The sequence below is a fragment of the Brevibacillus sp. HB1.4B genome, assembly GCF_013284285.1.
Lineage (GTDB): Bacteria > Bacillota > Bacilli > Brevibacillales > Brevibacillaceae > Brevibacillus > Brevibacillus porteri.
The window spans coordinates 285,316-310,406 of record NZ_JABSUT010000001.1; the positions used below are offsets into that span (position 1 = coordinate 285,316).

Annotated in this window: 24 protein-coding genes; 18 read left to right on the forward strand and 6 right to left on the reverse strand. The window is 47.6% G+C overall.

The genetic code is table 11. From position 1 onward, the window contains the following. Window positions 1-72 precede the first annotated feature (72 nt). From HP398_RS01545 to HP398_RS01610, 14 genes are all read left to right on the forward strand, one after another. Complete coding sequence (locus tag HP398_RS01545; RefSeq protein ID WP_017248159.1) at window positions 73-1,119, forward strand: glucose-1-phosphate thymidylyltransferase; 1,047 nt, start codon at window positions 73-75, stop codon at window positions 1,117-1,119. Further along, entirely contained in the window at window positions 1,116-1,919 is an 804-nt protein-coding gene (locus HP398_RS01550; RefSeq protein ID WP_017248160.1) for a glycosyltransferase family 2 protein, read from the forward strand. The genes HP398_RS01545 and HP398_RS01550 overlap by 4 nt, the downstream gene beginning before the upstream one ends. Beyond that, complete coding sequence (locus HP398_RS01555) at window positions 1,916-2,866, forward strand: NAD-dependent epimerase/dehydratase family protein (protein WP_017248161.1); 951 nt, start codon at window positions 1,916-1,918, stop codon at window positions 2,864-2,866. The genes HP398_RS01550 and HP398_RS01555 overlap by 4 nt, the downstream gene beginning before the upstream one ends. 26 nt (window positions 2,867-2,892) lie before the next feature. Further along, window positions 2,893-3,966 carry a glycosyltransferase gene (locus tag HP398_RS01560; protein ID WP_017248162.1) on the forward strand — a complete coding sequence of 358 codons (1,074 nt, stop codon included), beginning with the start codon at window positions 2,893-2,895 and terminating at the stop codon, window positions 3,964-3,966. Window positions 3,967-3,978: 12 nt separating this feature from the next. After that, window positions 3,979-5,265 carry a UDP-glucose dehydrogenase family protein gene (locus HP398_RS01565; RefSeq protein ID WP_017248163.1) on the forward strand — a complete coding sequence of 429 codons (1,287 nt, stop codon included), beginning with the start codon at window positions 3,979-3,981 and terminating at the stop codon, window positions 5,263-5,265. Window positions 5,266-5,362: 97 nt separating this feature from the next. Then, complete coding sequence (gene pepF / locus HP398_RS01570) at window positions 5,363-7,222, forward strand: oligoendopeptidase F (RefSeq protein WP_017248164.1); 1,860 nt, start codon at window positions 5,363-5,365, stop codon at window positions 7,220-7,222. A gap of 247 nt (window positions 7,223-7,469) precedes the next feature. Further along, window positions 7,470-8,693, forward strand: coding sequence for an efflux RND transporter periplasmic adaptor subunit (locus tag HP398_RS01575; protein WP_017248165.1), 1,224 nt, complete (start codon window positions 7,470-7,472; stop codon window positions 8,691-8,693). Between the two features lie 4 nt (window positions 8,694-8,697). Further along, complete coding sequence (locus HP398_RS01580; RefSeq protein WP_173621621.1) at window positions 8,698-11,793, forward strand: efflux RND transporter permease subunit; 3,096 nt, start codon at window positions 8,698-8,700, stop codon at window positions 11,791-11,793. A 124-nt stretch (window positions 11,794-11,917) separates the two neighbouring features. Continuing rightward, entirely contained in the window at window positions 11,918-12,706 is a 789-nt protein-coding gene (locus HP398_RS01585; protein ID WP_173621622.1) for an SDR family oxidoreductase, read from the forward strand. A 20-nt stretch (window positions 12,707-12,726) separates the two neighbouring features. After that, window positions 12,727-13,218 (forward strand): YajQ family cyclic di-GMP-binding protein, encoded by a 492-nt coding sequence (locus HP398_RS01590; protein ID WP_069845290.1) that lies wholly within the window; start codon window positions 12,727-12,729, stop codon window positions 13,216-13,218. 92 nt (window positions 13,219-13,310) lie between these two features. Beyond that, the gene (locus HP398_RS01595; RefSeq protein WP_017248169.1) at window positions 13,311-13,787 is read left to right on the forward strand and encodes a hypothetical protein; all 477 of its coding nucleotides are present in this window, start codon (window positions 13,311-13,313) and stop codon (window positions 13,785-13,787) included. Between the two features lie 64 nt (window positions 13,788-13,851). Further along, complete coding sequence (locus HP398_RS01600) at window positions 13,852-14,649, forward strand: phosphotransferase (protein ID WP_017248170.1); 798 nt, start codon at window positions 13,852-13,854, stop codon at window positions 14,647-14,649. A 79-nt stretch (window positions 14,650-14,728) separates the two neighbouring features. After that, entirely contained in the window at window positions 14,729-16,387 is a 1,659-nt protein-coding gene (locus HP398_RS01605) for an AMP-binding protein (protein ID WP_173621623.1), read from the forward strand. Window positions 16,388-16,505: 118 nt separating this feature from the next. Beyond that, window positions 16,506-17,012: a GNAT family N-acetyltransferase gene (locus tag HP398_RS01610; RefSeq protein WP_173621624.1), complete on the forward strand. Its 507-nt coding sequence runs from the start codon at window positions 16,506-16,508 to the stop codon at window positions 17,010-17,012. Window positions 17,013-17,088: 76 nt separating this feature from the next. On the opposite strand, the gene leuD is transcribed toward HP398_RS01610, so the two are convergent. Both leuD and leuC read right to left on the reverse strand, forming a co-directional pair. After that, the gene (leuD, locus tag HP398_RS01615; protein ID WP_173621625.1) at window positions 17,089-17,673 is read right to left on the reverse strand and encodes a 3-isopropylmalate dehydratase small subunit; all 585 of its coding nucleotides are present in this window, start codon (window positions 17,671-17,673) and stop codon (window positions 17,089-17,091) included. Then, window positions 17,670-19,100, reverse strand: coding sequence for a 3-isopropylmalate dehydratase large subunit (gene leuC, locus HP398_RS01620; protein ID WP_017248174.1), 1,431 nt, complete (start codon window positions 19,098-19,100; stop codon window positions 17,670-17,672). The genes leuD and leuC overlap by 4 nt, the downstream gene beginning before the upstream one ends. A 115-nt stretch (window positions 19,101-19,215) precedes the next feature. Between leuC and HP398_RS01625 the strand changes: the two genes are divergently transcribed. Further along, on the forward strand, window positions 19,216-20,103 hold the full coding sequence (locus HP398_RS01625) for a LysR family transcriptional regulator (RefSeq protein ID WP_017248175.1): 888 nt from the start codon (window positions 19,216-19,218) through the stop codon (window positions 20,101-20,103). A gap of 28 nt (window positions 20,104-20,131) precedes the next feature. Here HP398_RS01625 and HP398_RS01630 read toward each other — a convergent pair whose 3' ends face one another. Continuing rightward, on the reverse strand, window positions 20,132-20,821 hold the full coding sequence (locus HP398_RS01630) for a class F sortase (protein ID WP_017248176.1): 690 nt from the start codon (window positions 20,819-20,821) through the stop codon (window positions 20,132-20,134). A 31-nt stretch (window positions 20,822-20,852) separates the two neighbouring features. Beyond that, the gene (locus HP398_RS01635; RefSeq protein ID WP_017248177.1) at window positions 20,853-21,071 is read right to left on the reverse strand and encodes a hypothetical protein; all 219 of its coding nucleotides are present in this window, start codon (window positions 21,069-21,071) and stop codon (window positions 20,853-20,855) included. A gap of 150 nt (window positions 21,072-21,221) precedes the next feature. On the opposite strand from HP398_RS01635, the gene HP398_RS01640 reads away from it, so the two are divergent. The 3 genes from HP398_RS01640 to HP398_RS01650 are packed head-to-tail and all read left to right on the forward strand — an operon-like array spanning window position 21,222 to window position 23,689. Continuing rightward, on the forward strand, window positions 21,222-21,569 hold the full coding sequence (locus HP398_RS01640) for a thioredoxin family protein (RefSeq protein WP_017248178.1): 348 nt from the start codon (window positions 21,222-21,224) through the stop codon (window positions 21,567-21,569). Between the two features lie 33 nt (window positions 21,570-21,602). Next, window positions 21,603-22,511, forward strand: a complete 909-nt coding sequence (locus HP398_RS01645) for an RluA family pseudouridine synthase (protein ID WP_173621626.1) — start codon at window positions 21,603-21,605, stop codon at window positions 22,509-22,511. 59 nt (window positions 22,512-22,570) lie between these two features. Then, window positions 22,571-23,689: a YheC/YheD family endospore coat-associated protein gene (locus tag HP398_RS01650; RefSeq protein WP_173621627.1), complete on the forward strand. Its 1,119-nt coding sequence runs from the start codon at window positions 22,571-22,573 to the stop codon at window positions 23,687-23,689. A gap of 63 nt (window positions 23,690-23,752) precedes the next feature. Here the strand turns inward: HP398_RS01650 and HP398_RS01655 are convergent, their stop codons facing one another. Continuing rightward, the gene (locus HP398_RS01655; protein WP_017248181.1) at window positions 23,753-24,553 is read right to left on the reverse strand and encodes a VOC family protein; all 801 of its coding nucleotides are present in this window, start codon (window positions 24,551-24,553) and stop codon (window positions 23,753-23,755) included. An 84-nt stretch (window positions 24,554-24,637) separates the two neighbouring features. Beyond that, the gene (locus tag HP398_RS01660; protein WP_173621628.1) at window positions 24,638-25,090 is read right to left on the reverse strand and encodes a GNAT family N-acetyltransferase; all 453 of its coding nucleotides are present in this window, start codon (window positions 25,088-25,090) and stop codon (window positions 24,638-24,640) included. Window position 25,091 lies beyond the last annotated feature (1 nt).

A 25,091-nucleotide genomic window follows, 5' to 3' on the forward strand; every position in this document is an offset into this window, starting at 1 on the left:
GTCTGCCCTGTCCAGCTATCCAGATACGCATACCTTATAAGTATCGCAGAGCACAACTGGGGAGTGATACTTGTGAAAGGGTTAATCTTGTGTGCTGGACGTGGGTCGCGACTGCACCCCTTTTCCTATTCGCAACCGAAAACCCTCCTCCCTGTGGCCAATCACCCGGTCTTACACTATTGCATTCGCAAACTGCGTGAAGTGGGCATTCAGGACATTGGCATCGTGATACATCCTTCTCAATCACAGATTCCTCCCATGGTGGGCGATGGTAGTCAATTCGGGGCTACCATTACGTTTATCAGGCAGGAGGTACGACTGGGAATTGCCCATGCTGTCCAGCTAGCGCAACCGTTTTTACAAGACGAACCGTTTATCTTGCTACTAGGTGATAATTTATTGATGGATTCGCTTCACGGACTTACAAAAGCGTTTACGCAGGGAAAATCTGACGGTGTCGTGATGCTAAGTAAAGTGGAGAGACCACAGGATTATGGGATCGCAGAAGTACAAAAAGGACGACTAATCTCTGTAGAGGAAAAGCCACGTCAGCCAAAGAGCAACCTGGCAGTGATTGGCGCATACCTGTTTACGCCACCTATTTTTGAGTCGATTGCTACCCTGCAGCCATCTCCCCGAGGCGAACTAGAAATAACGGATGCGATTCAATCGATGATTAATCGCGGATTCAAGTTGGCTCACTCCGTCACCAACGGAAAGTATTCGGATGTGGGAACCATTGATCGCTGGCTGGAGGCCAACCAGTGGATGCTTACGAGGGAGCTAGGCAATCAACATCAAATTGGCAAAGGAACCATAGTGAAAAATTCGAAGATTACGGGTCCGGTACTAATCGGTGATGATTGTGTGATTGAAAATTGCCAAATCGGACCGTACGTCTCGATCCAAAATGGCGTAAGCTTGAGAAATTGCTCGTATATCGAAAATAGTATCTTGCTGGAAAACAGCTCGCTGCAAGAAATCGCTTGGAAAATAACAAACAGCGTTTTCGGCCGCTCATCGATGTTGACGGGTCAATCTTCTAACAGTACAGGAGTCTTCATTGTAAGCGACAAATCGTCCATTTGCATTCCGGCTTTCAAGAGGGAGGACGTATGAATCCGACCTTTACTGTAGTTATTCCGACATACAATCGCGCCAAGTTTATTCGCAAAGCCATCAACAGCGTCTTGAATCAAACCTCAAAAGATTGGAAGCTGTTGATCATTGACGATGCGTCAACCGATCACACCAGAAGTAAAATTGAAAAATATATGTACCACCCAAACATTATGTATCATCGAATGGAACAAAATTCTGGAATCGGCAAAGTCATGAATCAGGCATTGTCCATGGTGGATACCCCTTATCTCGTACAACTCGACTCCGATGACTGGTTACCGAAACGAACGCTGTCAGTGCTCAAAAAGTACATTCACAAAAGCAAGAAAAGCACAGCTCTCTTCTATGGCAACATGAACATCTGGAAAGTTAGGAGCGGAAAGTATACCAAAACGATTAAGGTGAAGCATAAGACATTTCATAACAAATACCAGTTTCTGAAGTACAATCGCTGGATGGTTTCTCCACGTTGCTATCGCGTAGAAGCCCTGCACAAAGTGGGTGGTTGGGATACCTCGGATCGATACGAGGGAAGGATTATGGAGGACCGGCGAATCATTTTGCGATTAATTGAAAAGTATCGGGTGAGATACATCAACCAGATCCTGTACAACCGGACGAAGCATAAAGGTCAGCTCACAGACAGCAAAATGAAGTTCCGCCGTAATTATTTGCGAAAAAAAACATTCAAATTTTATCTGAACAGGTGGGGTAAGAAGTACAAGGCCATCTATGGTTACAAGGAAGGTTATTTAGTCATTAAAAGGCTGAAGAAAGTGAGGCGTCGGAGGCGATGAAGAAAGCTCTTGTCACCGGCTGTGCAGGTTTTATTGGGTCTCATTTGACACAGCGCTTGTTGAACGATGGCGTGACAGTCATCGGGATAGACGGGTTTATCGATAACTACGATGTTGCTGCGAAACTGCGTAATCTGGCCGAAATAGGAAAACATCCTGCCTTCACCTTTCACTCTACAACGCTTCAGACTGGGCGCTGGGACGTTTGGCTTGAGAACGTCGATGCTGTTTTCCATCTCGCTGCCTTGCCGGGCGTGAGAAACAGTTGGGGAAAGTCTTTTGCTGATTATGTTAGCCATAATATTTTGGCTACACAAGAATTGCTGGAGGCTTGCTTGCAAAGACCGAAGCCACCTGTCATCGTGGTTTCGTCCTCTTCCTCGGTTTACGGGACGATGCAAGGGACAGTAACCAATGAAAATGCGCCTCTTCGCCCAGTTTCCCCATATGGTGTGACCAAGGAAGCGATGGAGCAAATCTGCTCCGTTTATGTAAAAGCTTATGGACTCCCGGTTACCATGCTGCGCTACTTTACGGTATACGGTCCCAGACAACGTCCCGATATGGCTTTTCATCGTTTCTTTCGTCAAATGATGAAAGGCGAGCAGGTCGTTATCTATGGGGATGGCCAGCAATCACGAGACTTTACGTATGTGACAGACGCGGTAGAGGCGAATCTGCTCGCTGCACAGCATGCTGTTCCCGGTGACATTTTTAATGTGGGTGGCGATCGGGAAATCAAGCTCATCGATGTGCTATCCATCATGGGTACGTTAATGAATCTGACCCCTCGCATTACGTATCAAAATGGGCCGGCAGGTGACTCCTTACGAACCTGTGCGGATATCCAATTTGCCCAACAACGCTTGGGATACAAGCCAAAAGTGACGCTAGAAGAGGGCCTTAGCCATCAATTAGCAGAGATTCGTTCGCAATCGAAGGGGTAATACCCGTCATCAAGGAGGCCAGTTGCATGCATCGGGTCCTCGTTTATCGCAGAAAGTTTCTTCCCAAGAGTGAAACGTTCATTTACGAGCAATTGCTTGGACATCAAGTGGTCAAACCCGTGGTGTTAACCCGACAGCGAGCCTTTAACCGAAAACAATTTCCTTATTCGCCGGTCTATGTGCGCAAGCATATGGCCGGCCTCTCCACTTGGCTGCGACGAAAAAAATTTAAGTGCCTGCATGCCCGTTTTGGTCCTGCTGGATTAGAATTACTTCCTCATGCACAAAAAAGCAAGCTCCCTCTGATCACTTCCTTTCACGGTTTTGATGCCACCAAGCGCGTCAAAGAAAATCCATTGTACAGAAGGTCCCTCACGCGTCTCTTTCGAAAGGGCCATGCGTTTACAGTCGTGAGCAATCACATGAGAAAGAGATTGATTCATCTGGGCTGTCCCCCATCCAAAATTACCCTTATCCGCTCAGGAATTGATTTACGCAAATTTCCCATGCTGCCGCCACAGCCTGTGGAGAATGGGGAGTACCGATTGCTAAGCGTAGGGAGACTGACTGAAAAAAAGGGTATGGATACGTTAATCAAGGCGTTTACCCACGTGCAAAAAAAACATCCCAAGGCGAAGCTAATCATCGTCGGCGATGGAGAAGAAAAAAAGAAGCTCAAACGACTGATCAAGAAAAACAGGTTAGGCACACAAGTCGTGCTCAAAGGAGCTCTGCCACATCGTGAAGTCCAGCGTGAACTGGCTAAGTGCCATTTGTTCATCATCGCATGTAAGACAGCGAGAAATGGCAACCAAGAGGGGATTCCTAATGTCATCATGGAAGCGATGGCTAGCGGACGCCCTGTCATTTCCACCTATCACGCGGGGATTCCGGAGCTGGTCGAGAACAAAGTGACCGGATATCTGGTTCCAGAGAAATCACCGACTGCACTCGGGAAAATGATAAATCGTGTACTAACAGATAGTCACGAGTGGGCACAGGTCACGACGGAGGCTCGACTGAAAGTAGAAAAAAACCACGATATCCATAAGCAACGGATGAGGCTAGAAGAGCTCTATTTGCGTGTGTCGAAAAAATGATGAGGTGAAGGAATGAAAGTTGCAGTTATTGGGACCGGCTACGTAGGTTTGACGACTGCTGTCTCCCTTGCCATAAACGGTCATCAGGTGATCGGTATTGACCTCGTTGCGTCCAAAGTAGAAAAATTGCGGCAAGGGATCTCGCCGATTTACGAGCCAGGCTTAGAAGAGGCATTGAAAAAAGTATTGGATGATGGCGCGCTAGCTTTTTATACGGATCTGACAGAGGCGAAGGACGCAGAGATTTTTTTCATTTGTGTGGGGACACCTGAAGCAGCAGACGGCACAGCCGATTTAACGTATGTACTTGGGTCTGTTTCTGACATGGAAAAGGTCCATTCGCTCGCGCCGAAAGAACGCATCGTGGTAATCAAGAGTACCGTACCAGTCGGAACTGGCGAAAAAGTAGCGGGGATGCTGGCTGGCTGTCAAGGTGTATCTGTTGCATCCAACCCGGAGTTTTTACGGGAAGGGAGTGCATTATTGGACGCATTGGAGCCTTCGCGAATCGTCATTGGTGTAGATAGTCCTCAGGCAGCGGCTCGCATGGAGGAGCTGTACAATGGCGTGAAGGCACCGCGAGTAATCACCACCAGAGCAAACGCGGAGCTGATCAAATACGCTTCGAATGCATTTTTGGCAACCCGAATCTCCTTCATGAATGAGCTAGCACGGTTGAGTACCGCGCTCGGGACGGATATTGTGACGATTGCGCGAGGTATGGGACTGGACAGCCGAATCGGTCCCCAATTTTTACGGGCAGGAGTAGGCTATGGCGGTTCCTGTTTTCCGAAGGATACGATTGCGTTATTGCAGCTCGCAGCAGAGCACAATATTCACTTAAGCATTTTGGATAAAGTGCGAGAGGTGAATGCTACACAACCTGGCTGGTTTTTGGAGCAGTTATGCTTGCAACTCCCTGATCTGAAAGGCAAACAAATTGCCGTTTTGGGGTTGACGTTTAAACCGGATACGGATGACATCCGCGAAGCGCCTTCGCTCAAATTGATAGAATCACTTCTGCAAAAAGGCGCTTCCGTGAAGGCGTTCGATCCGATTGGAGCACCTGGTGTCAGCAAGCAGTTTCCACAGATCACGTACACGCAATCCGCGGCAGAAGCATGCGAGGGAGCACACGCGGCTCTTTTGGTCACAGAATGGGAACAGTGTGTCCAACTGGATTGGAAACAGGTTCATCAAAGCATGGTGCGGCCGCTCTTGGTAGACGGACGAAATGCTTGGCCGAACCAGGAGGTAAAGGAAGCAGGCTTTCACTATATTGGAGTAGGGAGAAGCTGACTTTTCCATCACGGGAAAGCTCGGCTTTTTTTCTGTGGAAAACGTGAAAGCGCCTGATTGATTTGAACCTGTAGGCATAATGCGATAGGATACACATATGGATGATTTGACCAATTCATCTTACATGAATAACGAGGGAGTGATCACGGTGAATAAAAGCAAAACACTGCCGAAACGCAGTGACGTCCCCGCTGAATACAAATGGCGTCTTGAGGACATGTATCCCACTGATAATGATTGGGAAGCGGACGTACAAAAAGTAAAACAGCTCACAGAAAAAATCGCAGCAATGAAAGGCTCTCTAGCTACTTCCGGTAAACAGTTGCTGGCCGTGTTGACTCTGCAAGATGAATTATTGAAGACGCTTGATCAAGTGTACGTCTATGCACGTATGCGTCGAGACGAAGACAATGCGAACAGCAAGTATCAAGGGCTGACTGACAGGGCGACCAGCCTCAGCACGCAAGTATATGGTTCCATTTCGTACATACAGCCAGAGATTTTGGCGATTTCCACGGAAGACTTGCAAACGTGGATCAAAGAAGTAGAAGGTCTTGAGCACTACCGCATTTTGTTGGAAGAGATAACTCGCTTCAAGCCACATACGCTGTCCGCCGAGGAAGAAGCATTGCTGGCAAATATGAGCGAACTTGTGTCTTCTCCTTCCAAAATTTTTGGGATGCTCAACAACGCTGACATGAAATTTCCGATGATCACGGATGAAAATGGCGAAGAAGTCGAGCTGACCAAGGGACGCTATACGCAGTTCATGGAAAGCAAAGATCGACGCGTGCGCAAAGAAGCATTCGAGGCGTTGTACAGCACGTATGGCAAGTTCCGCAATACAATCGCAGCTTCGTTGACATCTGCCATCAAAGGGGATGTTTTCTACGCACGAACGAGAAAATATCCGTCTGCCCTGTACGCAGCCTTGTTTGCCGATAATGTGGAGCTCCCTGTTTATGATAACCTGATTGCAACGATCCATGAGCATCTTCCGCTCATGCACAGATACATTGCTTTGCGCAAAAAATTATTGGGCGTAGATGAATTGCACATGTACGATTTGTACGTGCCAGTCGTACCTGAGACGGACATGAAAATCCCGTATGATCAGGCTGTCTCAACGATTAAAGAAGCCCTTCATCCTCTGGGTGAGGAGTACGGTCGCATTTTGGAAGAAGGTTTTTCCAACGGTTGGATCGATGTGCATGAAAACGAAGGGAAGACAAGCGGAGCCTATTCATGGGGCGCCTTTACGTCACATCCATTTGTGCTCATGAACTACCATGACAATGTCAACAACATGTTTACGTTGGCGCATGAGATGGGGCATGCCTTGCATAGCTACTATTCCAATCACGCACAGCCTTACACGTATGCCGATTACAAGATTTTCGTAGCAGAAGTGGCTTCCACATTGAACGAAGCACTTCTGATGAATCATTTGCTCGAGACGACGACTGACAAGAAACAGCGCATGTACTTGATTAATCATTACCTGGAGCAGTTCCGTGGAACGGTATTCCGTCAAACCATGTTTGCTGAGTTTGAGAAAATTGTGCACGCAAAAGAAGAGCAGGGAGAGCCGCTGACAGCGGAATCTCTCAGTACCATTTATCGTGAGCTCAATGTTGCCTATCACGGCCCGGATATGGTCGTAGACAGCGAGGTAGATTTGGAATGGGCGCGGATTCCTCATTTCTATCGAGGCTTCTATGTGTATAAGTACGCGACTGGCTTCTCTGCCGCGACGTCTCTTTCCAAGCAGATATTGGAGGAAGGCCAGCCAGCCGTGGATCGTTATTTGCAGTTCCTCAAGGGCGGTAGCTCAGATTATCCGCTCAATCTGCTTAAGGGCGCAGGCGTAGACATGACGTCGCCAACACCGATTGCAGAAGCATTAAGTGTATTCAAGGAATTGCTCGAAGAACTGGAACAACTGATCGAACAATAACAGGGATCAAATCCAAAAGGCAGTTCAAGTCTATGACTTGGCTGCTTTTTTTGTAAATTTTTCTATAAAATCGTCCAATAAAAGGTAACTTTCCCAGTTTTCTTGCGTATTTATTTATGCGCTGGGAGGTGCTGGTCTCCGTCTCGGGGCGGATATGAATTTCCACCCGCTGACTGTTTTGCAGCAGAGGTAAAAACTGGCACAATTACGCCATGAGGAATGATTGTGAAAATTTGGAGGAATTCTTGTGAAAAAACGGGCATCGATTATTCTGGCTTCGGTAATGTTGGTCGCAGCAGGTTGTTCAGCACCAGCACCAGAGGCACCGCAGCAGACAGAGGCAAAGGCGAAGGTAGTAGAGGTTGTAAAGGTACAAAAAGCAACAAAGCCAGTGATGCTCGCGGTCACAGGGATGGTGGAAGCTAAGCGGGAAGCGGTACTGTCGTTTGGTACAGGCGGAACGATCTCAGCGATCTCCGCGACCAAAGGAGCAAAAATCGCGCAAGGTCAGTTATTGGCCACATTGGATACGCGTTACACCCAAAAAGAAATTGCAGCAGCACAGGGGCAAGTAGAGGAAGCAGCAGCGCGGAAAATCAAGACGTTAAAGGGCGCGACAGCAGAAGCACTTGAGCAGAAGCGTTTGCAGGTAAAAAGTGCGCAAGACAGTTTGGATAAAGCAAAGCAGGACCTCGCAACAAGTGAGAAGCTGTTTGCTGGCGGAGCCATTTCGCAAAACGAAATAAATGCAAGTAAACGGGCTGTTACGCAAGCAGAGATTACCCTGCGTGACGCTCAGCTGTCTCTGAATGAGCTGCAAAAAGGAGCGGAACCAGAAGATGTCATGGTCGCCAATGCATCGATTAAAGCCGCTGCCGGCGGTGTAGACCGTGCGAAGAAGAGCTTGGATGATGCGAAAATTCAGTCGCCATTCGCAGGAACAGTCGTGGATGTAAAGCTGCAAATCGGAGAGCAGGCTTCTCCAAGTCAAGAAATTATTCGTATTGTCGACTTGTCTGAAGTTAAAGTAACCTTGGATGTCTCCAATGAATTGATCAGCCAATTCCGTGAGAAAACGAAGGTACAGGCTTTGGCGGACGATGGTAAGAAAAGTGAAGGAACCATTGCATTTATCTCTCCAGTTGTGAACAAGGATACAGGGAAGTACCGCGTCGAGATCACGATTCCGAATGCAGATGGTTACTGGCGTGGAGGAATGGCCGCAACAATTGAGGTGCCGCGCCAAGTGAATGGCTTCCTCGTGCCGCTGGAAAGTGTCGGCGTGAGTCAAACCGACCATTACGTGATGGCAGTAGAGAATGGACTGACAGTAAAAAAACCAGTGAAGACCGGTCAATTGGTCGGAGACTCCATCGAAATCGTATCTGGAGTGAAAGAAGGCGACCAGCTCCTGCGCAGTGGAATTACATTCTACGTCGAAGGGCAAAAAGTAGAGGCGAAGGGAGAATAGTTGCATGAACAAGATGATTCTCTTTTTGCTGAAAAGACAGCTAATCGTCTACTTGTTTACATTTTTGCTCGTCATTGCAGGCTTGGGGTCCTTATTCAGCTTTAATATCGAACTCGTTCCAAAGACGAACTTCCCTGATATTAACGTAAGAATTTCCGGTGGTGCACTGCCACCAGAAGAGATGGAAGAAAAAGTAACGAAGAAAGTAGAGCAAGAACTAAAATCGATTAATGATATTAAAAAATACTCTTCTTCAACAAGTGCAGGTTTTGTCAGAATCAATGTTTCTGCAAATGAAGGCAAAGGCGAGCAGGTTAAGCAAGATGTACAAAATGCCGTTAACCGTCTCCGAAACGGTTTTCCGAAAGCCGTTGACTCTGTAGATATCTTCCAGAGCAATATGGGTAGCGATCAAATGATTGATTTTGCCGTCGTGGGAGCAGAACCAAAGACCATGCTGAGTTTGGCAAAAACCTCAATCAAGGATCGCATTGAAGAAGTCGAGGGCGTCAAGGAAGTAATCGTAGAAGAGAAAAGCTTCGAGAATAAAATTACCATTTCCTTTTTGCCACAGCGATTGAATGCCTATCAAACAACGCCAGCGGCTATCATTTCACAGCTTCAGGATACAAACTGGAAGCAAGGGATTGGTACACTGGAGAACACGGGATTTGATACGGTTGTCATGATTGACAATACTTATCAGACTCCACAGGAAATAGAGGCTCTGCCAATTGATACACCGAGAGGAACCGTTTCTCTGAATCAACTGGCACAAATTGAAGATTTGCGTGGAAAAGTAAAAGACTTCGTCGCCCTGACAAACGGTTCTGTGTTTATTCAACTCAGCGTGACGCGGGCAGACGGTTATGACTTGATCACGACACAAAAGAATGTAGAAGAAGTCGTTCGCAAAATTAACACAGAAGCAAACGGCAAATACAACATCAAAGTCATGTTCGAAGGAGCTTCCTTTGTCGAGCATGCCGTGAGCAACCTCAGCCGGGATGTCATGATTGGTGGGGCGCTTGCGATCATCATCTTGTTCGTCTTCCTTCGCAACTGGAGGGTCACACTCGTTATCGCTACGACGCTGCCGCTCTCTGCGTTGATGACGTTCATCGCGATGAAACTCGCAGGCTACAACATCGATATGATCAGCTTGCTGTCACTTAGCTTGTCAGTCGGCTTGATCGTCGATGCCGCCATCGTCGTATTGGAAAGTATCTATCACTACAGGGAAAAGGGCGAAGAGCTGAAGCAGGCAATTATTAAAGGAACGAGAGAAGTTTTGACACCTGTGTTCACCTCGCAGCTCACGATCATCATCGTCTTTTTGCCACTTGTCTTTGCCGATTTTGAAGATTGGCTGAAACCGGTTTTAGCCACAATCGCTTTTACAGTATCCGCTGCCATTATTGCATCAACGATCGCTGCTTTCTTCTTCGTTCCCGTGTTTTCCAATCGCTTCTTGCAGAAGGATAAGCACGTTTCACTAGAAGGAGAAGGCAAGGAACACTTTATCATTCGTGTATTCAGCGGTATTTTACATGTAGCGATTAGACATCGAATGAAAACAATTTTACTCGCATTAGCATTGCTGGTTGGTTCTGCTTTCCTCACACCTTTTATGAAAATGGGTCAAGGAATTAACCCAAATGAAAATATCGTCTTTGTCACTATGAAAATGCCAATCGGTACTACGTTGGAAACAGCCCAAAAAGCAGCCATCACCGCGGAAACATCTATGCGGGAGATCCCGGAAATCAAAGATGTATTCTTCTTTACTTCCAAGGAAGAAGCAACATTGTTCATTTCCTTAATTCCGAAGACGGAGAGAACACGTGAAAAGGACGCTTTGAATGAAGATATTAACAAGCGCCTGAATGCGACCCCAGGAATCGATTCCGTCTCCATGTCTTTCGGACAACAAGGGGGAAGCGGCCCGATCCAACTGGATGTTTACGGGGATGACATGGAAGTCATGCGGAAGATCGCAACCGATCTAGAAGTGATGCTTGGCACGATCAACGGGCTCACCAACATTCGCAACGATTTTAAAGAAGGAAAAGAAAAAGTTACGTTGCTGCCAAAACAAGAAGCGCTTACCAGACTGAATGTAGATCACCGTTCCCTTTTGCAACAACTGAGCGTGTTAATTGGCAGCCAACCAATTACGTCCATCACACAAGATGGAATCGAAATAGACGTCGTTGCGAAGATGCCGGACAACTGGCTGAAGCACCCGGATCAGCTCAAAACGATTATGGTGACATCGAAAGACGGGGCAGCAGTGCCTTTGGCAGATCTGGTAGATATGGAGTACAGTAAGTCTCCGATCACGATTGAGCGTAAAGAAGGCGAACGTATCGTGTCGGTTTCTGCTGAGATGCTGGGAAGTGATTTAGGCCCAGTAGGCCGTGAGATTAATGAGAAATTGCCAAACGTGATTGTACCAGCAGGATATAAGGTGGAAATTGCCGGTAAGCTAAAAGAGCAAAGCACGAATATAAACCAGGGGATCTTCGTATTCTTGGGGGTTCTGGCTCTGATTTACGTCATTATGGTTGCCCAGTTCGGGCGGATGTCCCAACCGTTTATCATCATGCTGACGATTCCAATGGCCTTGGTCGGTGTTGTGCTTGGATTCGTCCTTACGCAACGGACATTCGGTGAAATGGCGATGATCGGGATTATCATGCTTGTCGGTATCGTCGTATCCAATGCGATCCTCTTGATCGACAGGATCAACCTGTTGCGTAAACGTGGAATGGAAACCGCAGAGGCGATCATCCAAGGAACGAAAGAACGTATTCGTCCCGTTATCATGACGAAGTTGACGGCGATTCTCGGGATGCTACCGATGGGTCTTGCAATGGCGGAAGGCTCTGATTTGGAAGCTCCACTCGCAACAGCCGTAATCTCCGGCTTGATTTTCCACACAATCGTGACACTGGTGCTCGTTCCAGTTCTGTACTCCCTGTTTGAGGGGGCGAAGGCAAGAAGACTGGAGCGCAAAGAGGCTCGCCAGGCGAAGCGCGAAGCGAAACGAGAAGCAAAACAAAATAAAGATAAGAACGTACCTCCGACAGAGGTATAGCGATTCGCAAGAGAAGGGGAGTATGTGCTGTACCCCTTCTCTTTTGCTTTTCCTTCGTCTGAAAGTTCTGTAGAATAAAGAGATCAAGATACATACAAAAGTGAACCATGAAAGGAGCATGCACATGGATCTATATTTGCAAGGAAAAACGGCTCTAGTACTCGCCTCATCAAAAGGATTGGGGAAGGCAACAGCGCAGTGCCTCGCCCAAGAAGGAGCGAATGTCACGATATGTGGTAGAGATGAAGCTGCTCTGGAAATCGTTCGTGCTGAGATCGAACAGGCTACTGGAAAATCACCTCTAGCCGTAACAGTGGATGTGACAAAGGAAGAAGACATAAAGCGAGTTGTCGAAGCAACGGTCAAGCATTTTGGCAGCGTCGATATTTTAATCAACAATTCAGGAGGGCCAGCGACAGGCAGATTCGATCAGCTCACCGACGAACAGTGGATGCAAGCCTTCCAGTTAAATTTGCTCAGCTATGTACGAGCCATTCGTGCTGTTTTGCCGCATATGCGAGCGAACCAATTTGGAAGAATCATCAACTTCGCTTCTTCGTCCTTTAAACAGCCGATTGAGAATTTGCTCTTGTCCAATACGTTTCGTACAGGGGTATTGGGCCTATCCAAGACGCTTTCCTCAGAACTCGGACCAGATGGGATTCTGATTAATACCATCGGGCCTGGCAGAATTGCGACGGATCGTGTGGCACAATTGGATGGGCTTACCGCAGAGGCGAAGCGCATCAGTGCAGATGAAGTAAGAGAAAATTGGGAGAAGCAAATCCCATTGGGCAGATACGGTCAGCCTGACGAGTTTGCTCGCATGGTGACGTTCTTGGCTTCGCCAGCAAACAGCTACGTGACAGGTCAATCCTTCCTCGTCGATGGTGGCTTGATCCGTGCGATCTAATAAAAGAGAGGAGAATTTCTTTGAGTAAAGAGAGCTCATTTGATATCGTGTCCAAAGTAGAGTTGTCCGAAGTGAACAATGCGATTCAGACCGCATTAAAAGAAATAGAAAATCGCTTTGACTTCAAAGGGAGCAAGAGCAGCATCTCCTTGGAAAAGGAAGAGCTCGTTCTCGTCTCCGATGACGATTTCAAGCTCAGTCAGGTAAAAGACATTTTACTTGGGAAGCTTGTCAAACGGGATGTCCCGATCAAAAACCTCGACTACGGCAAAATTGAACCGGCAGCGGGTGGTACTGTCCGTCAGCGTGTCAAGCTAGTGCAGGGGATCGACAAAGACAATGCGAAAAAGATCAACAGCATCATCAAAGATACAGGGGTCAAAGTAAAAACCCAGATTCAAGACGATCAGATTCGCGTGACGGGAAAAAGCAAAGATGAATTACAGCAAATCATTAACGCAATTCGCAAGGCTGATCTGCCATTGGAAGTACAATTTATTAACTATCGTTAACTACTAGAAAAGTTTTTGCTTCTAACTCTCTTCACTCTCGCATATGCATGTACAAATAAGTGACAAGCACTTGCGAAAGGGAGAGTAGAGACATGAAGGTCTTTATTATCAGTATGCGCAATCTCATTTTGGGCGGAATCGTTTTTCTTGTAGTACTAGTGGCGGGAATCGTACTTTTGGTCAAAGACCCTCTGAGCGTCTCTGACTCTTATCGACCGTCAGATCCAACTACTTCTGTTACAGCGACGGCACCCATGAACCAGCCAGCAGGGTCAGAAAAGCCAGCGCTGAATATGGAGGTCAAGATGGATGGGACGACGGCAGAAGTATCCTTGCTTACGGAGAACTTCACGTTTGTTCAGGACAATGGAGAATTGGCAGAGGCACCAGTCTTTGGTGAGGGGCACGCACATTTATACCTGAATGGCGAGCCAAAAGGGATGATTTATCAACCAGAATTTTTACTGAAAAAGTTGCCCAAGGGAGAGCATGAAATTCGGGTAGAGCTCAACTACAGCAACCACCTGCCATACAAGGTAGAGGTTACGAAAAAAATCGTCGTGCAGTAAAGTAGATGGCGTTCCACAACAGGGACGCTTTCTTTTTTCGTCAAAAGAAAGGAGCGTTCATGCAATGTCAAAATCGTCATCGTCGAAAGAAGAATTATTAGCGGGCGGAAACGTCACGAACGTTTACCGTTCTGGCCATACAGTTAGAAGGGAAGTAAAGCCAGGAAGCAAGAACATCCATGATTTATTGAAGCACTTGGAAAGAAAAGGATATCCGAATGCGCCGAAATTTTTAGGCATGGATGAAAAGGGGAGAGAAATCCTGTCCTTTATTGAAGGAGAGGCAGGTCATTATCCTTGGAAGGAATATATGCATGCAAACGAAGCGTTACAAGAAATTGCGAAAATGCTTCGGCTTTATCATGATTCTGTGAGTGATTTTCCTTTCGATGATCAGTGGCATTCGTTGGATCACACTCCTGGCCCGCGTGAGATCATCTGTCATAACGACTTTGCTATGTACAATATCATTTTCCATCAAGAAGTACCGATTGGCATTATCGATTTTGATTTAGCGGCTCCGGGTCCAAGACTTTGGGATATCGCCTATACGCTCTATACCTGCGTGCCTTTGAGTAGATTTTCTTTAACGGAATCTGGAGAAAAAATCCATTACCAACCACTGCTGCATGCCAATCAGCGAAAACAGCGAGTGGCCATGTTTTTTGAATCGTACGGGATGGAAATGAAGGAAGGTACGCTAGAAATGGTCTTGCTTCGTTTAGAAGGACTATGCAAAACCATTGCCAGAAAAGCCAGTGAAGGCGATGCTGCTTTTCAAAAGATGGTCGAAGAAGGTCATATTCTTCACTATCAAGAGGACATTGCCTTTATCAAGGAACACAAGAACGAATGGGTATAGGACGATAATGGAAAAAGAAGGGATTGTGGCGTAAAAGAAGAATCATACAGAATAGTCTGAATGTTTTGGGGGTGCTTGTATGATTCATATGACCACAATCGGCAATATGTTAGACGACACAACCAGTAAATATCAGGAAAAGGAAGCGCTGGTTTATCACGAACGAGGGCTCCGTTATACGTTTGGGGAATTTCAAGCGATATGCAATCAGGCAGCGCGGGGATTTATGTCTCTTGGCATTCAAAAAGGGGACAATATCGCGATTTGGGCAACTAATGTTCCAGAATGGGTGATTTCCCAGTTTGCTACGGCGAAAATGGGCGGTGTACTGGTAACGGTCAATACGAGCTACCGGGTACATGAACTGGAATATTTGTTGCGTCAATCCGAGTCGACGACGCTTCTCTTAATGGATTCTTATCGCGATGCGAATTATCTCGCCATGATTCAAGAGATTTGCCCAGAGTTACAGACGTGTGATCCAGGAGCGCTACAATCTAAAAGGCTTCCGCATTTAAAAAATGTGATCTATCTAGGGAATGAGCGACAACCCGGAATGTTTTTGTGGAGTGATTTACTCGAACGTGCTGTATTGGTCACGGAAGAAGAGCGGATCGCGCGTCAGGCGACGCTCTCCCCTGATGATGTCATCAATATGCAGTACACATCGGGGACGACTGGTTTTCCAAAGGGAGTCATGCTGTCACATGTCAATATCGTCAACAATGCGGTCAAGGTAGCGGAATGTCAGCGGCTCGGGTCAGAGGATAAGGTGTGCATTCCTGTTCCGTTTTTCCACTGCTTTGGCTGTGTGATGGGGACCTTGGCATGTGTAGCAACTGGTGCGACGATGGTTCCTGTCATCGCCTTTGATCCCGGTGTGGTACTTGCGGTTGTGGAGGCTGAACGCTGCACAACACTGTACGGTGTACCCACCATGTTTATTGCCGAGCTGAACCATCCGACGTTTGCCGAGCGTGACCTGAGCTCGCTGCGAACAGGCATCATGGCTGGTTCTTTATGCCCGATTGAGGTTATGAAGAAGGTCGTCGATCAAATGGGAATCCGTGACATTACGATTGCGTACGGACAAACCGAAGCTTCTCCCGTCATCACACAGACTGTGCCAGAGGATTCCCTCGAGCGAAAAGTATCCACTGTCGGTCGTCTCCATGCAGAGGTAGAAGCAAAAATCATCGATCCGGCGACAGGTGACATTTTGCCGCCAGGTGTACAAGGCGAGCTGTGCACCCGGGGATATTTGGTCATGAAAGGCTATTACAACATGCCAGAGGAGACAGTGAAAGCGATCGATCAGGAAGGCTGGCTACATACCGGAGACTTGGCAACCGTCGATGAAGAAGGCTACTATCGGATTACAGGCAGGCTCAAGGATATGATCATTCGCGGAGGGGAAAATATTTATCCTCGTGAAGTGGAAGAATTCCTCTATACACATCCAAAAGTGCTGGATGTCCAGATTGTAGGTGTACCTGATGCTAAATACGGCGAGCAGGTATTGGCGTGCATTCGGGTAAAGCCTCACGAAACGTTGACGGAGGATGAGGTACGGGACTATTGCGAAGGGAAGATCGCTCATTACAAAATCCCTCGCTACATACAGTTTGTAGACGAATATCCGATGACCGCTTCCGGTAAAATTCAAAAGTTCAAGCTGCGGGAGCAAGCACTGGAGCTGTTTGGGCAAAGCAACCCCAATCAGACGGGAACTGCATAGGAAGAGGTTCATAGGCCAGGGAGACGCTCCTGGTCTGTTTTTTTAGATAGTTCTTTACTTTCTAGCAACTCTTGACTAAGATAAGTGGAAATTAAAAATGGGAGAGGTGCAGCTTAGAATGGAAGTTCGCTTTTTGGTACCAGATGATGCAGATGAGCTCATTAAAATTAGACTGGAAGGGCTACAAACTGATCCAGATGCATTCGGCTCTACCTATGAAGAGGAAATTCAAATGCCTGGGGAAGAGTGGCTGAGAAGACTTTCGCAAGGAGAGGCGGGGGATAGCGGCTATTTTGGAGCTTTTGTGGAAGGACATCTGGCTGGCATCATCGGTTTTTTCCGCCACCGAGGGATGAAAGCAAGACACAAAGCATCTATCGTCTCCATGTACGTGCGTGAAGCGTATCGGGGGACGGGTGTCGCGCAAGCACTCTTGCAGACCGAGCTCGCGTATTTGAAGAAGCGGGGAGATATTGATACGGTACAGCTCGCTGTCGTCACGACCAATCCGGGTGCCATTCGTCTCTATGAAAAAATGGGTTTTCTCCCATACGGTTTAGAGAAGCGGGCACTGAAAATCGGCGATCAATACTTTGATGAGAACCACATGTATACTCATCTATAGGAAAAACATAGAAAAGCGAAGGGACACAATAGTGGATGCCTTCGCTTTTTCTATGCGCTACGCTATGGATGATAAATTAACGACTTGCTTCGTATGCAGTGATCTTATCTTGATACTGCAACGTGATTCCAATATCGTCGAGACCATTCAGCAGGCAGTAACGACGATAGGAGTCTACCTCGAACGGATAGGAGAGACCTTCACTGTCACGAACGACTTGTTCTTGCAGATCGATGGTCAGCTGGTAGTTCGGCTTGTTTTGAGCACGATTGAACAGCTCATCGACTTGCTCTTCACTCAACTTGATCGGCAGGATGCCGTTTTTGAAGCAGTTGTTGTAAAAAATGTCCGCAAAGGATGGAGCAATCACACAGCGGAAGCCATAATCAAGGAGAGCCCATGGGGCATGCTCACGAGAGGAGCCGCAGCCAAAATTGTTGCGGGCAAGAAGGACTGTAGACTCCTTGTACGCAGGCGTATTCAGAATGAACGTATCGATTGGCGCACCATCGACAGTAAAGCGCCATTCGTAGAACAGGAATTGACCAAAACCGCAACGCTCAATGCGCTTCAAGAACTGCTTAGGGATAATTGCGTCGGTATCTACGTTTACACGATCGAGTGGGGCTACCGCTCCGGTGTGGATGACAAATGGATTCATTGGAATACCTCCTTGCTAGCGTTCTCGCTTTTCCATTCACGTACGTCGACGAAGTGGCCTGCGATAGCTGCTGCTGCTGCCATTTCTGGGCTAACCAGATGCGTTCTTCCGCCGCGTCCTTGACGTCCTTCGAAGTTCCGGTTGGAGGTAGAAGCACAACGCTCACCCTCGGAAAGGATATCTGGATTCATCGCCAGACACATGGAACAACCAGATTCGCGCCAGTCAAAGCCAGCTTCTTGGAAAATGAGGTGCAAGCCTTCTTGCTCAGCGAGCTGTTTAACTGCCTGAGAGCCAGGAACGACCATCGCGTGTACGGAAGGGGAGACCTTGCGTCCTTTTGCCACCTCGGCTGCTTTGCGCAAGTCCTCGATCCGACCGTTTGTACAGGAGCCGATAAACACGCGATCGATTTTGATTTCGCTCATAGGAGTGCCAGGTGCAAGGTCCATGTACGCCAGAGCATCTTGTGCCGCTTTGCGCTGTGCGACTGTCTCGAATGACTCAGGGTTTGGAACGGTGTTTGTAATGTTCGTACCCATACCAGGGCTCGTTCCCCAGGTAACTTGCGGTGCGATCTCGGCTGCCTCGATTTCTACACAGGCATCAAACGCAGCGCCTTCGTCCGTGCACAGCTCTTTCCAAGCCTCGACAGCTGAAAGGAAGTCTTCCCCTTGTGGAACGTAACGTTTGCCTTTCAAGTAGTCAAAAGTAGTCTGGTCAGGAGCGATTAAGCCAGCACGAGCGCCACCCTCAATCGTCATGTTGCACACAGTCATGCGTTCTTCCATGGTTAGGTTGCGGATCGCAGCGCCTGTGTATTCTACGACGTAACCAGTTGCAAAATCAGTTCCGTATTTTGCGATAATCGCCAAAATTAAATCTTTTGCACTGACACCGAATGGCAGGTCGCCATTTACGCGTACTTCCATCGTTTTTGGTTTGGATTGCTGCAAGCATTGCGTTGCGAGTACATGCTCCACTTCACTGGTACCAATACCGAAGGCGAGGGCACCGAATGCTCCGTGAGTGGAGGTGTGGCTGTCACCGCAGACGATTGTTTTGCCTGGATGCGTGAGCCCGAGCTCAGGACCAATGACGTGGACGATCCCTTGATCTGGGCTGTTCAGATCCGCAAGTGTAATCCCGAATTCCTCACAGTTCGCCGTCAAGGTTTCCATTTGTTGACGAGAAATCGGGTCTTTGACATTGAAACGGTCAGCAGTCGGTACGTTGTGGTCCATGGTTGCGAAGGTAAGCTCTGGACGGCGGACTTTGCGGCCAGCCAAGCGGAGTCCTTCAAAAGCTTGCGGCGAAGTCACCTCGTGAACCAGGTGCAGGTCGATATACAAAAGGCTCGGCTTGCCTGCCTCTTCGTGAATAACGTGATTATCCCAAATCTTTTCAAACATCGTACGGGCTGTCATCATGTTTTCCTCCTTCGATCAAAAAACTCTTAACAAGGTTGTAACATGGCAAAGAGAATAGTTCAAAGATATAATAATTATAAGAAGGATAGTTTTTGCCTATCGGGAGGTCTATATGGAGTTACGACAAATTCGTTATGTACTCGCTGTTGCGGAAGAACGCAGTTTTTCTCGGGCAGCCAATCGATTACATTTGGCCCAACCTTCGTTGAGCCAGCAAATTGCAAAGCTGGAGAAAATACTCGGTGTCAGCTTGTTCCATCGCTTGCCGCAACACGTAGAACTGACTGATGCGGGCCAGCGCTTCATACAGGTGGCGCAAACGCTCGTCGACATGTCAGAGGGTCTAGAGAGGGAAATGCGAGCTTATGCCATAGGAGAAAGCGGCAAATTGCTAGTAGGAAGTCTACCGATTACAGGGGCGTACGTGCTGCCAAGGGTGTTGCCTACGTTTACACAGCAATTTCCCGGTGTCGAGCTGCAATTGATGGAGGAAACGTCGAGTCATTTGGAGCAGCTACTTGTGCGGGGGAAAATTGATGTAAGCCTACTAACGATGCCCATCAGTGATCCGTCTCTGGAAATCATCCCCGCGATCAATGAAGAAATCTTTTTAGCGGTACCGGCCAATCATCCGCTCGCGAAACGAAAAGAAGTCGATCTCGCAGAGGTAGCTGATCAGCCTTTTATCCTGTTAAAAGAAGGACAAGGCTTCCGCACGATTTCGCTCCGGCTCTGTGAGCAGGCGGGATTCCGACCGCGAATCGTGTTTGAGAGCTCGAACATCCAGACAGCTCAGTCACTTGTTGCAGCAGGTATGGGGTTGTCGTTTGCGCCGAAAATGATTACGCTCGCACCTGGAACAATTGAACCACCAACTTATGTGCGCATAAAAACCAAGCCATCTCGGACTCTTGTAGTGGCATATCGAAAAGACAAGCCCTTGTCTCGTCCGGCAGAGGCATTTGTTCAATGTCTCATCGAGCAGGGTGGCAAAATATAAAGGCAAACAAGAAACCCAGTCGCCGCAATCATTTGCGAACACTGGGTTTTTCATCTTGCGGTATTGTATCTTGAACAAGTTCGGAAAAGACGACGAGCCTACGAGCATGCTCCTGTGTTTTCTTGTTAAATTTGCCGGAGCAGGTAATCAAATTCAGATGTGAGCTCTCTGCATTTCCGAAAATCTGATCGATGGGGGCTTCGGCTGTCTGGAAGCTTTCTACTCTGCGAACCTGGAAGGTTAGCGTTCTTCCTTTTGCTTCACGCACCGTGATTTTGTCGCCAGGCTTTAGTTTTTTCAGATGGTAAAAAACAGCTGGACCCGTATAATGATCAAAATGACCGGCGATCACTGCATTTCCCTTCATCCCGGGCTTCGTCCATGGCGCCAAAATACCCACGCGATCAAAAGCCTTTGGGACGCCCATTTGCCCATTCGGTAAAACGCCGACCGGTTCTACACGAGCTTGCAGGTTCAGTTTTGGAATATGTAGAAGTGTCGGCATGATTCCGTCTGGAAGAGGAGGGGCAGGAAGGAACGTCGGTTGAGGTGGCAGCGAAGGACCATAAACGGTAACCGTTTGTTTGATATGGATGGGCCCTGCTGGTTTTTGCATGGTATTTACGATTTTGGGAGCTTCGACAGGTTGTTTAGCTGTATGGCCGCAACCGATTGTAACCAAACTAATGAATAGAAGGGACCCGAGCAGTTTTTTCATAGGTCGCAAAGAAAAGGGGGAAGATCCCCCTTTAATTGCTAGCCCCACCCATACCCGTTTTCGGCAAAGCCTTGATATGCACTTTGCCTTTATGTGCTTTGGTTTTCATATGGTGAGCTTTGGTCTTCATATGATGCGCTTTTGTTTGTACCTTGTGGTGTTTTTTGTGACCGTCATGTGTCGCAGCAGATACAGGAATTGCAGTAGTTACCAAGCATGCAACCATCAACAGAGCAGCGAATTTCTTCATGAGTAGCACCTACCTTAAATTTTTTGGGGTTACAACAGATAGGATTTCCGTTTGTTGATTTGTTAGTGCTGGCAATTGTTTCTCCTAAACGTCCCAAACAGCCCGTGCCTGTGGTACACTATTTCCAAATCATTCTGGGAGGAAGATAACATGAGAGAAATTAAGACAGAAGCTGAGTTCGAGCAAGTAATCGCAGCAACCAAGCCAGTCATTGTCAAATTCTTCACGGATTGGTGCCCAGATTGCCATCGCATTGATCCATTTATGCCTGCCGTGGAAGAAAAATACAAAGAACAGCTGGACATGATTGAAGTCAACCGTGACACGCTCCCGGACTTGTCCCAAAAGTACGATGTCTTCGGAATTCCGAGCTTTATTGCGTTCCATAATGGAAAAGAACTGGTTCGCTTTGTTAGCAAGCTCGGAAAAAGTCGTGAGGAGATCGAGCATTTCCTGGACCGTGCTATTCAAGTCAGTAAAGGACTCGAGCAAGCGTAATTGCATCAACATAGAACAGGGAGATAGACAGAAATGTTATTCATGAAAAAAGAAGGGGAATGGCTCGTTGCTCATTTACGAGACAAAGACGATGCTATCCCGATTGGGAACCTGCTGCGCGAAGAGTGGAAGCTGCCTCGCAAGCAGGTCCATCTTTTATTCCAATACAAAGAAATCCTACTGGATGGCGCACCTGTTGCTCAGCATGTTGCAGGAAAAGCAGGTCAGGAAATTCGCCTGCGGATGTGCAAGCCTGAGCCATTGGGGCTTGATCCGGCTAGTGAAGTTCCCGAGATTTTGTACGAGGATGATCATTTGCTCATCGTGAATAAGCCGGTTGGCCTTCTGTTACATCCAACCGAACGATATCATCATGTGACGTTGGATCATCTCGTGTCGGGGCACTTTTTCCGTACAGGTTTGGAAGCAAAAGTTCGCCATGTCCATCGGCTGGATCAGGATACGTCAGGCGTCGTTCTGTACGCGAAGCATGCGTGGGCCTCTGCACTATTAGATGAAATGCTGCGTGAGCGCACAATCAAGCGTACCTATGTCGCGTATGTTTCGGGACAAATGTCCAAAGAGCGCGGGAAAATCAATGAGCCCATTGGAAAAGACCGGAATCATGGGACGCGCAGAAGGGTTACACCTAACGGCGATCCAGCGATTACCCATTATCAGGTGAAGGAACGCTTTCAAACAGCTACGAAAGTAGAATGTCAATTGGAGACAGGGAGAACCCATCAAATTCGCGTTCACTTCAGTCATATTGGGCACCCGCTTTTAGGGGATGAACTGTATGGTGGCAAGCGCGAACTCATTAAGCGACAAGCGCTGCACGCAGCAGTGCTCAAATTTGTGCATCCATTCGGGGGAGAAGTCATCGAAGTCACGGCTCCGTTGCCACTCGATCTGTTTCACTTGGAAAAGAAGCTGAGATAATCGCCATTTGACTACGGACTGAATAAACTGCCAAGGAGGAAACGAGAGAGGGTGGTCTTTTGAAACGACCCATAATCGGCATCTTGACTTGGCGGGAAGGCAAGCGCTTTGCAGAGCCAACCTATTTTCGGCGACTACTCAAGGCTGGACAAGAACTAGGCTGTACCGTTTTCTTGTTTTCACCAAACGATGTGCTTGGAGCAGGGAAGCAGGTGAGAGGGTATGTCCCGGGGAGTAATGGCGGTTGGCAAGCAAGGATTTTTGACCGTCCAGACGCTGTTTTCGACCGATACCGCTATACACCGTCACAAGCGTTTAAGAACTATGTGGCCTTTCGGCGGACGAGTAATTTTTTGTACGCAAACAATCGCTTGGCAAACAAATGGCGTGTACATGAGGTGCTGCATCGGGACCCCAGAATGCATCGCTGGCTTCCGGAGACACACCTCTACAACCGACAAAGCCTAGTCAACATGCTAGGCAAGCATCCATTGCTCTACGTAAAGCCACTCAATGGAACAGGAGGACGAAACATCTTGTCCATTGAAAAGCGTGGCGACGAACTTCGACTGCTCGGACGGAACAAGCAAAGGGCGAAAGTATCCACAGTAGTAAGAGACAAAGCCGCTGCCCAGAGATGGGTAGAGCGATGGACGAGACAGGAAAAATACATCGTTCAGCAAGGACTTCGTTTGCAACTGGTTCCTTTGCGTGCAGTAGACATGCGCCTCTTGATTCAAAAGAATGGGCAGGGTGAATGGAGCATTACAGGTCATGGAATTCGCGTGGGTCCAGAACGCAGTGCCACCTCTAATCTGCATGGCGGGGGAAAAGCTATCCCTGTTTCGGTATTTCTCCGACCGAAGTTTGGGGAGGAGCGCACTGCACAGATCGTGCATGATTGCGAACAGCTCGCTTTTCAAACAGCGGAAACACTCGAGGATCATTTTGGACGGATGGTTGAATTTGGACTGGATATTGGCATCGATGTAGATGGTCGCGCTTGGCTGATCGAAGTGAATCCCAAACCAGCTCGGGAAATTTTCCGGGAGATGGGGGCAACGGGGCAGTACAAGAATGCCATTACTCGCCCGCTTGAATACGCCATCTACCTTGCAAAAACACAAGGACGCGAAGGTCGCGAGCCACTTTTGAAGAGAAAGGTCGCCAGAGGATAGTGTGAGAGCAGAACAGCGGTAGTCAGGGACAACATTTGAAGTCCTTGACTGCCGCTGTATTTGTTAGGTGGAGATAGAAAGTGGTAATTGCAATTTACTCGGGATGTCGGGGGCGTAATCGGGTGTATGGATAACAGAAAACGAGTATCCTTCCCGGACGAACGTAAGCTCATGAGCATCCGAATGGAAGAGGACATTACTTTTTTCAAAGCGTCTCCGCACTTTTTGCAGAAACGCTTGGTCAGGTGTTCCAAAAGTGACGTGCATTTTCGGTGGCAACGCTTTCATTGCAATGGGAATCCAGGGCCTGTTTTTCCATGTGGCTACAATATGCGCCGTACCTCCGATGACGAAGTTAAAAATTTCGCCATCCTCATAGGTTTTCAGGCTTATATTCGATTTAAGCCATTGCGTAAAAACAGGCACACTTTCCACAGGACAGCCCACTTCTCGTAAATATAGAATGTGTAGGGGAGTGGATGGCAGGACGACCTCTTCTGACACATACTCGTGGGCAATAATCTCAAGAAGATTCCCGTCTCCATCGCGAAAATACAGGTTCATCCGTCCTTTTTCTTGATCAATGTCATGCCCATCCTCCCATCGAACAAGCAAAAGACCAGATTCTTTGATCTTTTTCGCTGATTCATGAAATAGGGAATAAGGCACTTGAAAAGCAATATGGGCGGGGGAAATCGGTTCATACACTTCTTCAAAGGTTAAACGAAAATCGGGTGTGACTTGAAACGTAATCTGTTTGTCTGATTGAGATGAAATCGGAAAGCCGAGACGGTCTGCGTAAACCTGGTGTACCCCTTGGATGGACACAGTTTTTAAGGTTAATTTAGAAAAATGCGTGATCACCTGGCATCACCTTTTCCTATAAAAAGATAACATAATATAAATTATGTATACTCATTTGGTTCACACTGTTTCTAGACAATCTTCTCAAATATCTTGAGAGAGGCGAACCATATCTACCACTTGAATCCCGTTTTCGTAAATCTCTTCCTCATAATGCCGCAAGAAAAAGTCTCGATCGATCCAATTCATCCGAAAGCCACACTTTTGATAAAGGGCGAGCTGACCCACGCTAGAATTCCCTGTTCCGACCTCGATCGTCTTATAACCGAGAGATTTGGCTACTTCAATGGAATGAAGAACGAGCTTTTTGCCAATGCCCTTGCCTTGATAGGCCTCATCGACGGCAACATTCACGAGTTCAATCGTATCCGGTCTGGTTGGAATCAAGACGTAGACACCTACGATGCTATTCTCCAGAACAGTGACATAGCAGTGACCTCTTTGTAAATAATCTTTCACCAATCTGACAGAGGGGTCAGCCAATAAGAGTAAATCCATTGGTGGTTGTTCCTGTGTGGCAAGCTTGCGAATTTCCATC

Coding starts and splice junctions, on each gene's coding strand:
- HP398_RS01550 (WP_017248160.1), top strand. CDS start 1,116: ATGAATCCGACCTTTACTGTAGTTATTCCGACATACAATCGCGCCAAG.
- HP398_RS01555 (WP_017248161.1), top strand. CDS start 1,916: ATGAAGAAAGCTCTTGTCACCGGCTGTGCAGGTTTTATTGGGTCTCAT.
- HP398_RS01560 (WP_017248162.1), top strand. CDS start 2,893: ATGCATCGGGTCCTCGTTTATCGCAGAAAGTTTCTTCCCAAGAGTGAA.
- HP398_RS01565 (WP_017248163.1), top strand. CDS start 3,979: ATGAAAGTTGCAGTTATTGGGACCGGCTACGTAGGTTTGACGACTGCT.
- pepF (WP_017248164.1), top strand. CDS start 5,363: ATGGATGATTTGACCAATTCATCTTACATGAATAACGAGGGAGTGATC.
- HP398_RS01580 (WP_173621621.1), top strand. CDS start 8,698: ATGAACAAGATGATTCTCTTTTTGCTGAAAAGACAGCTAATCGTCTAC.
- HP398_RS01585 (WP_173621622.1), top strand. CDS start 11,918: ATGGATCTATATTTGCAAGGAAAAACGGCTCTAGTACTCGCCTCATCA.
- HP398_RS01595 (WP_017248169.1), top strand. CDS start 13,311: ATGAAGGTCTTTATTATCAGTATGCGCAATCTCATTTTGGGCGGAATC.
- HP398_RS01600 (WP_017248170.1), top strand. CDS start 13,852: ATGTCAAAATCGTCATCGTCGAAAGAAGAATTATTAGCGGGCGGAAAC.
- HP398_RS01605 (WP_173621623.1), top strand. CDS start 14,729: ATGATTCATATGACCACAATCGGCAATATGTTAGACGACACAACCAGT.
- HP398_RS01610 (WP_173621624.1), top strand. CDS start 16,506: ATGGAAGTTCGCTTTTTGGTACCAGATGATGCAGATGAGCTCATTAAA.
- leuD (WP_173621625.1), bottom strand. CDS start 17,673: ATGAATCCATTTGTCATCCACACCGGAGCGGTAGCCCCACTCGATCGT.
- leuC (WP_017248174.1), bottom strand. CDS start 19,100: ATGACAGCCCGTACGATGTTTGAAAAGATTTGGGATAATCACGTTATT.
- HP398_RS01625 (WP_017248175.1), top strand. CDS start 19,216: ATGGAGTTACGACAAATTCGTTATGTACTCGCTGTTGCGGAAGAACGC.
- HP398_RS01630 (WP_017248176.1), bottom strand. CDS start 20,821: ATGAAAAAACTGCTCGGGTCCCTTCTATTCATTAGTTTGGTTACAATC.
- HP398_RS01635 (WP_017248177.1), bottom strand. CDS start 21,071: ATGAAGAAATTCGCTGCTCTGTTGATGGTTGCATGCTTGGTAACTACT.
- HP398_RS01640 (WP_017248178.1), top strand. CDS start 21,222: ATGAGAGAAATTAAGACAGAAGCTGAGTTCGAGCAAGTAATCGCAGCA.
- HP398_RS01645 (WP_173621626.1), top strand. CDS start 21,603: ATGTTATTCATGAAAAAAGAAGGGGAATGGCTCGTTGCTCATTTACGA.
- HP398_RS01660 (WP_173621628.1), bottom strand. CDS start 25,090: ATGGAAATTCGCAAGCTTGCCACACAGGAACAACCACCAATGGATTTA.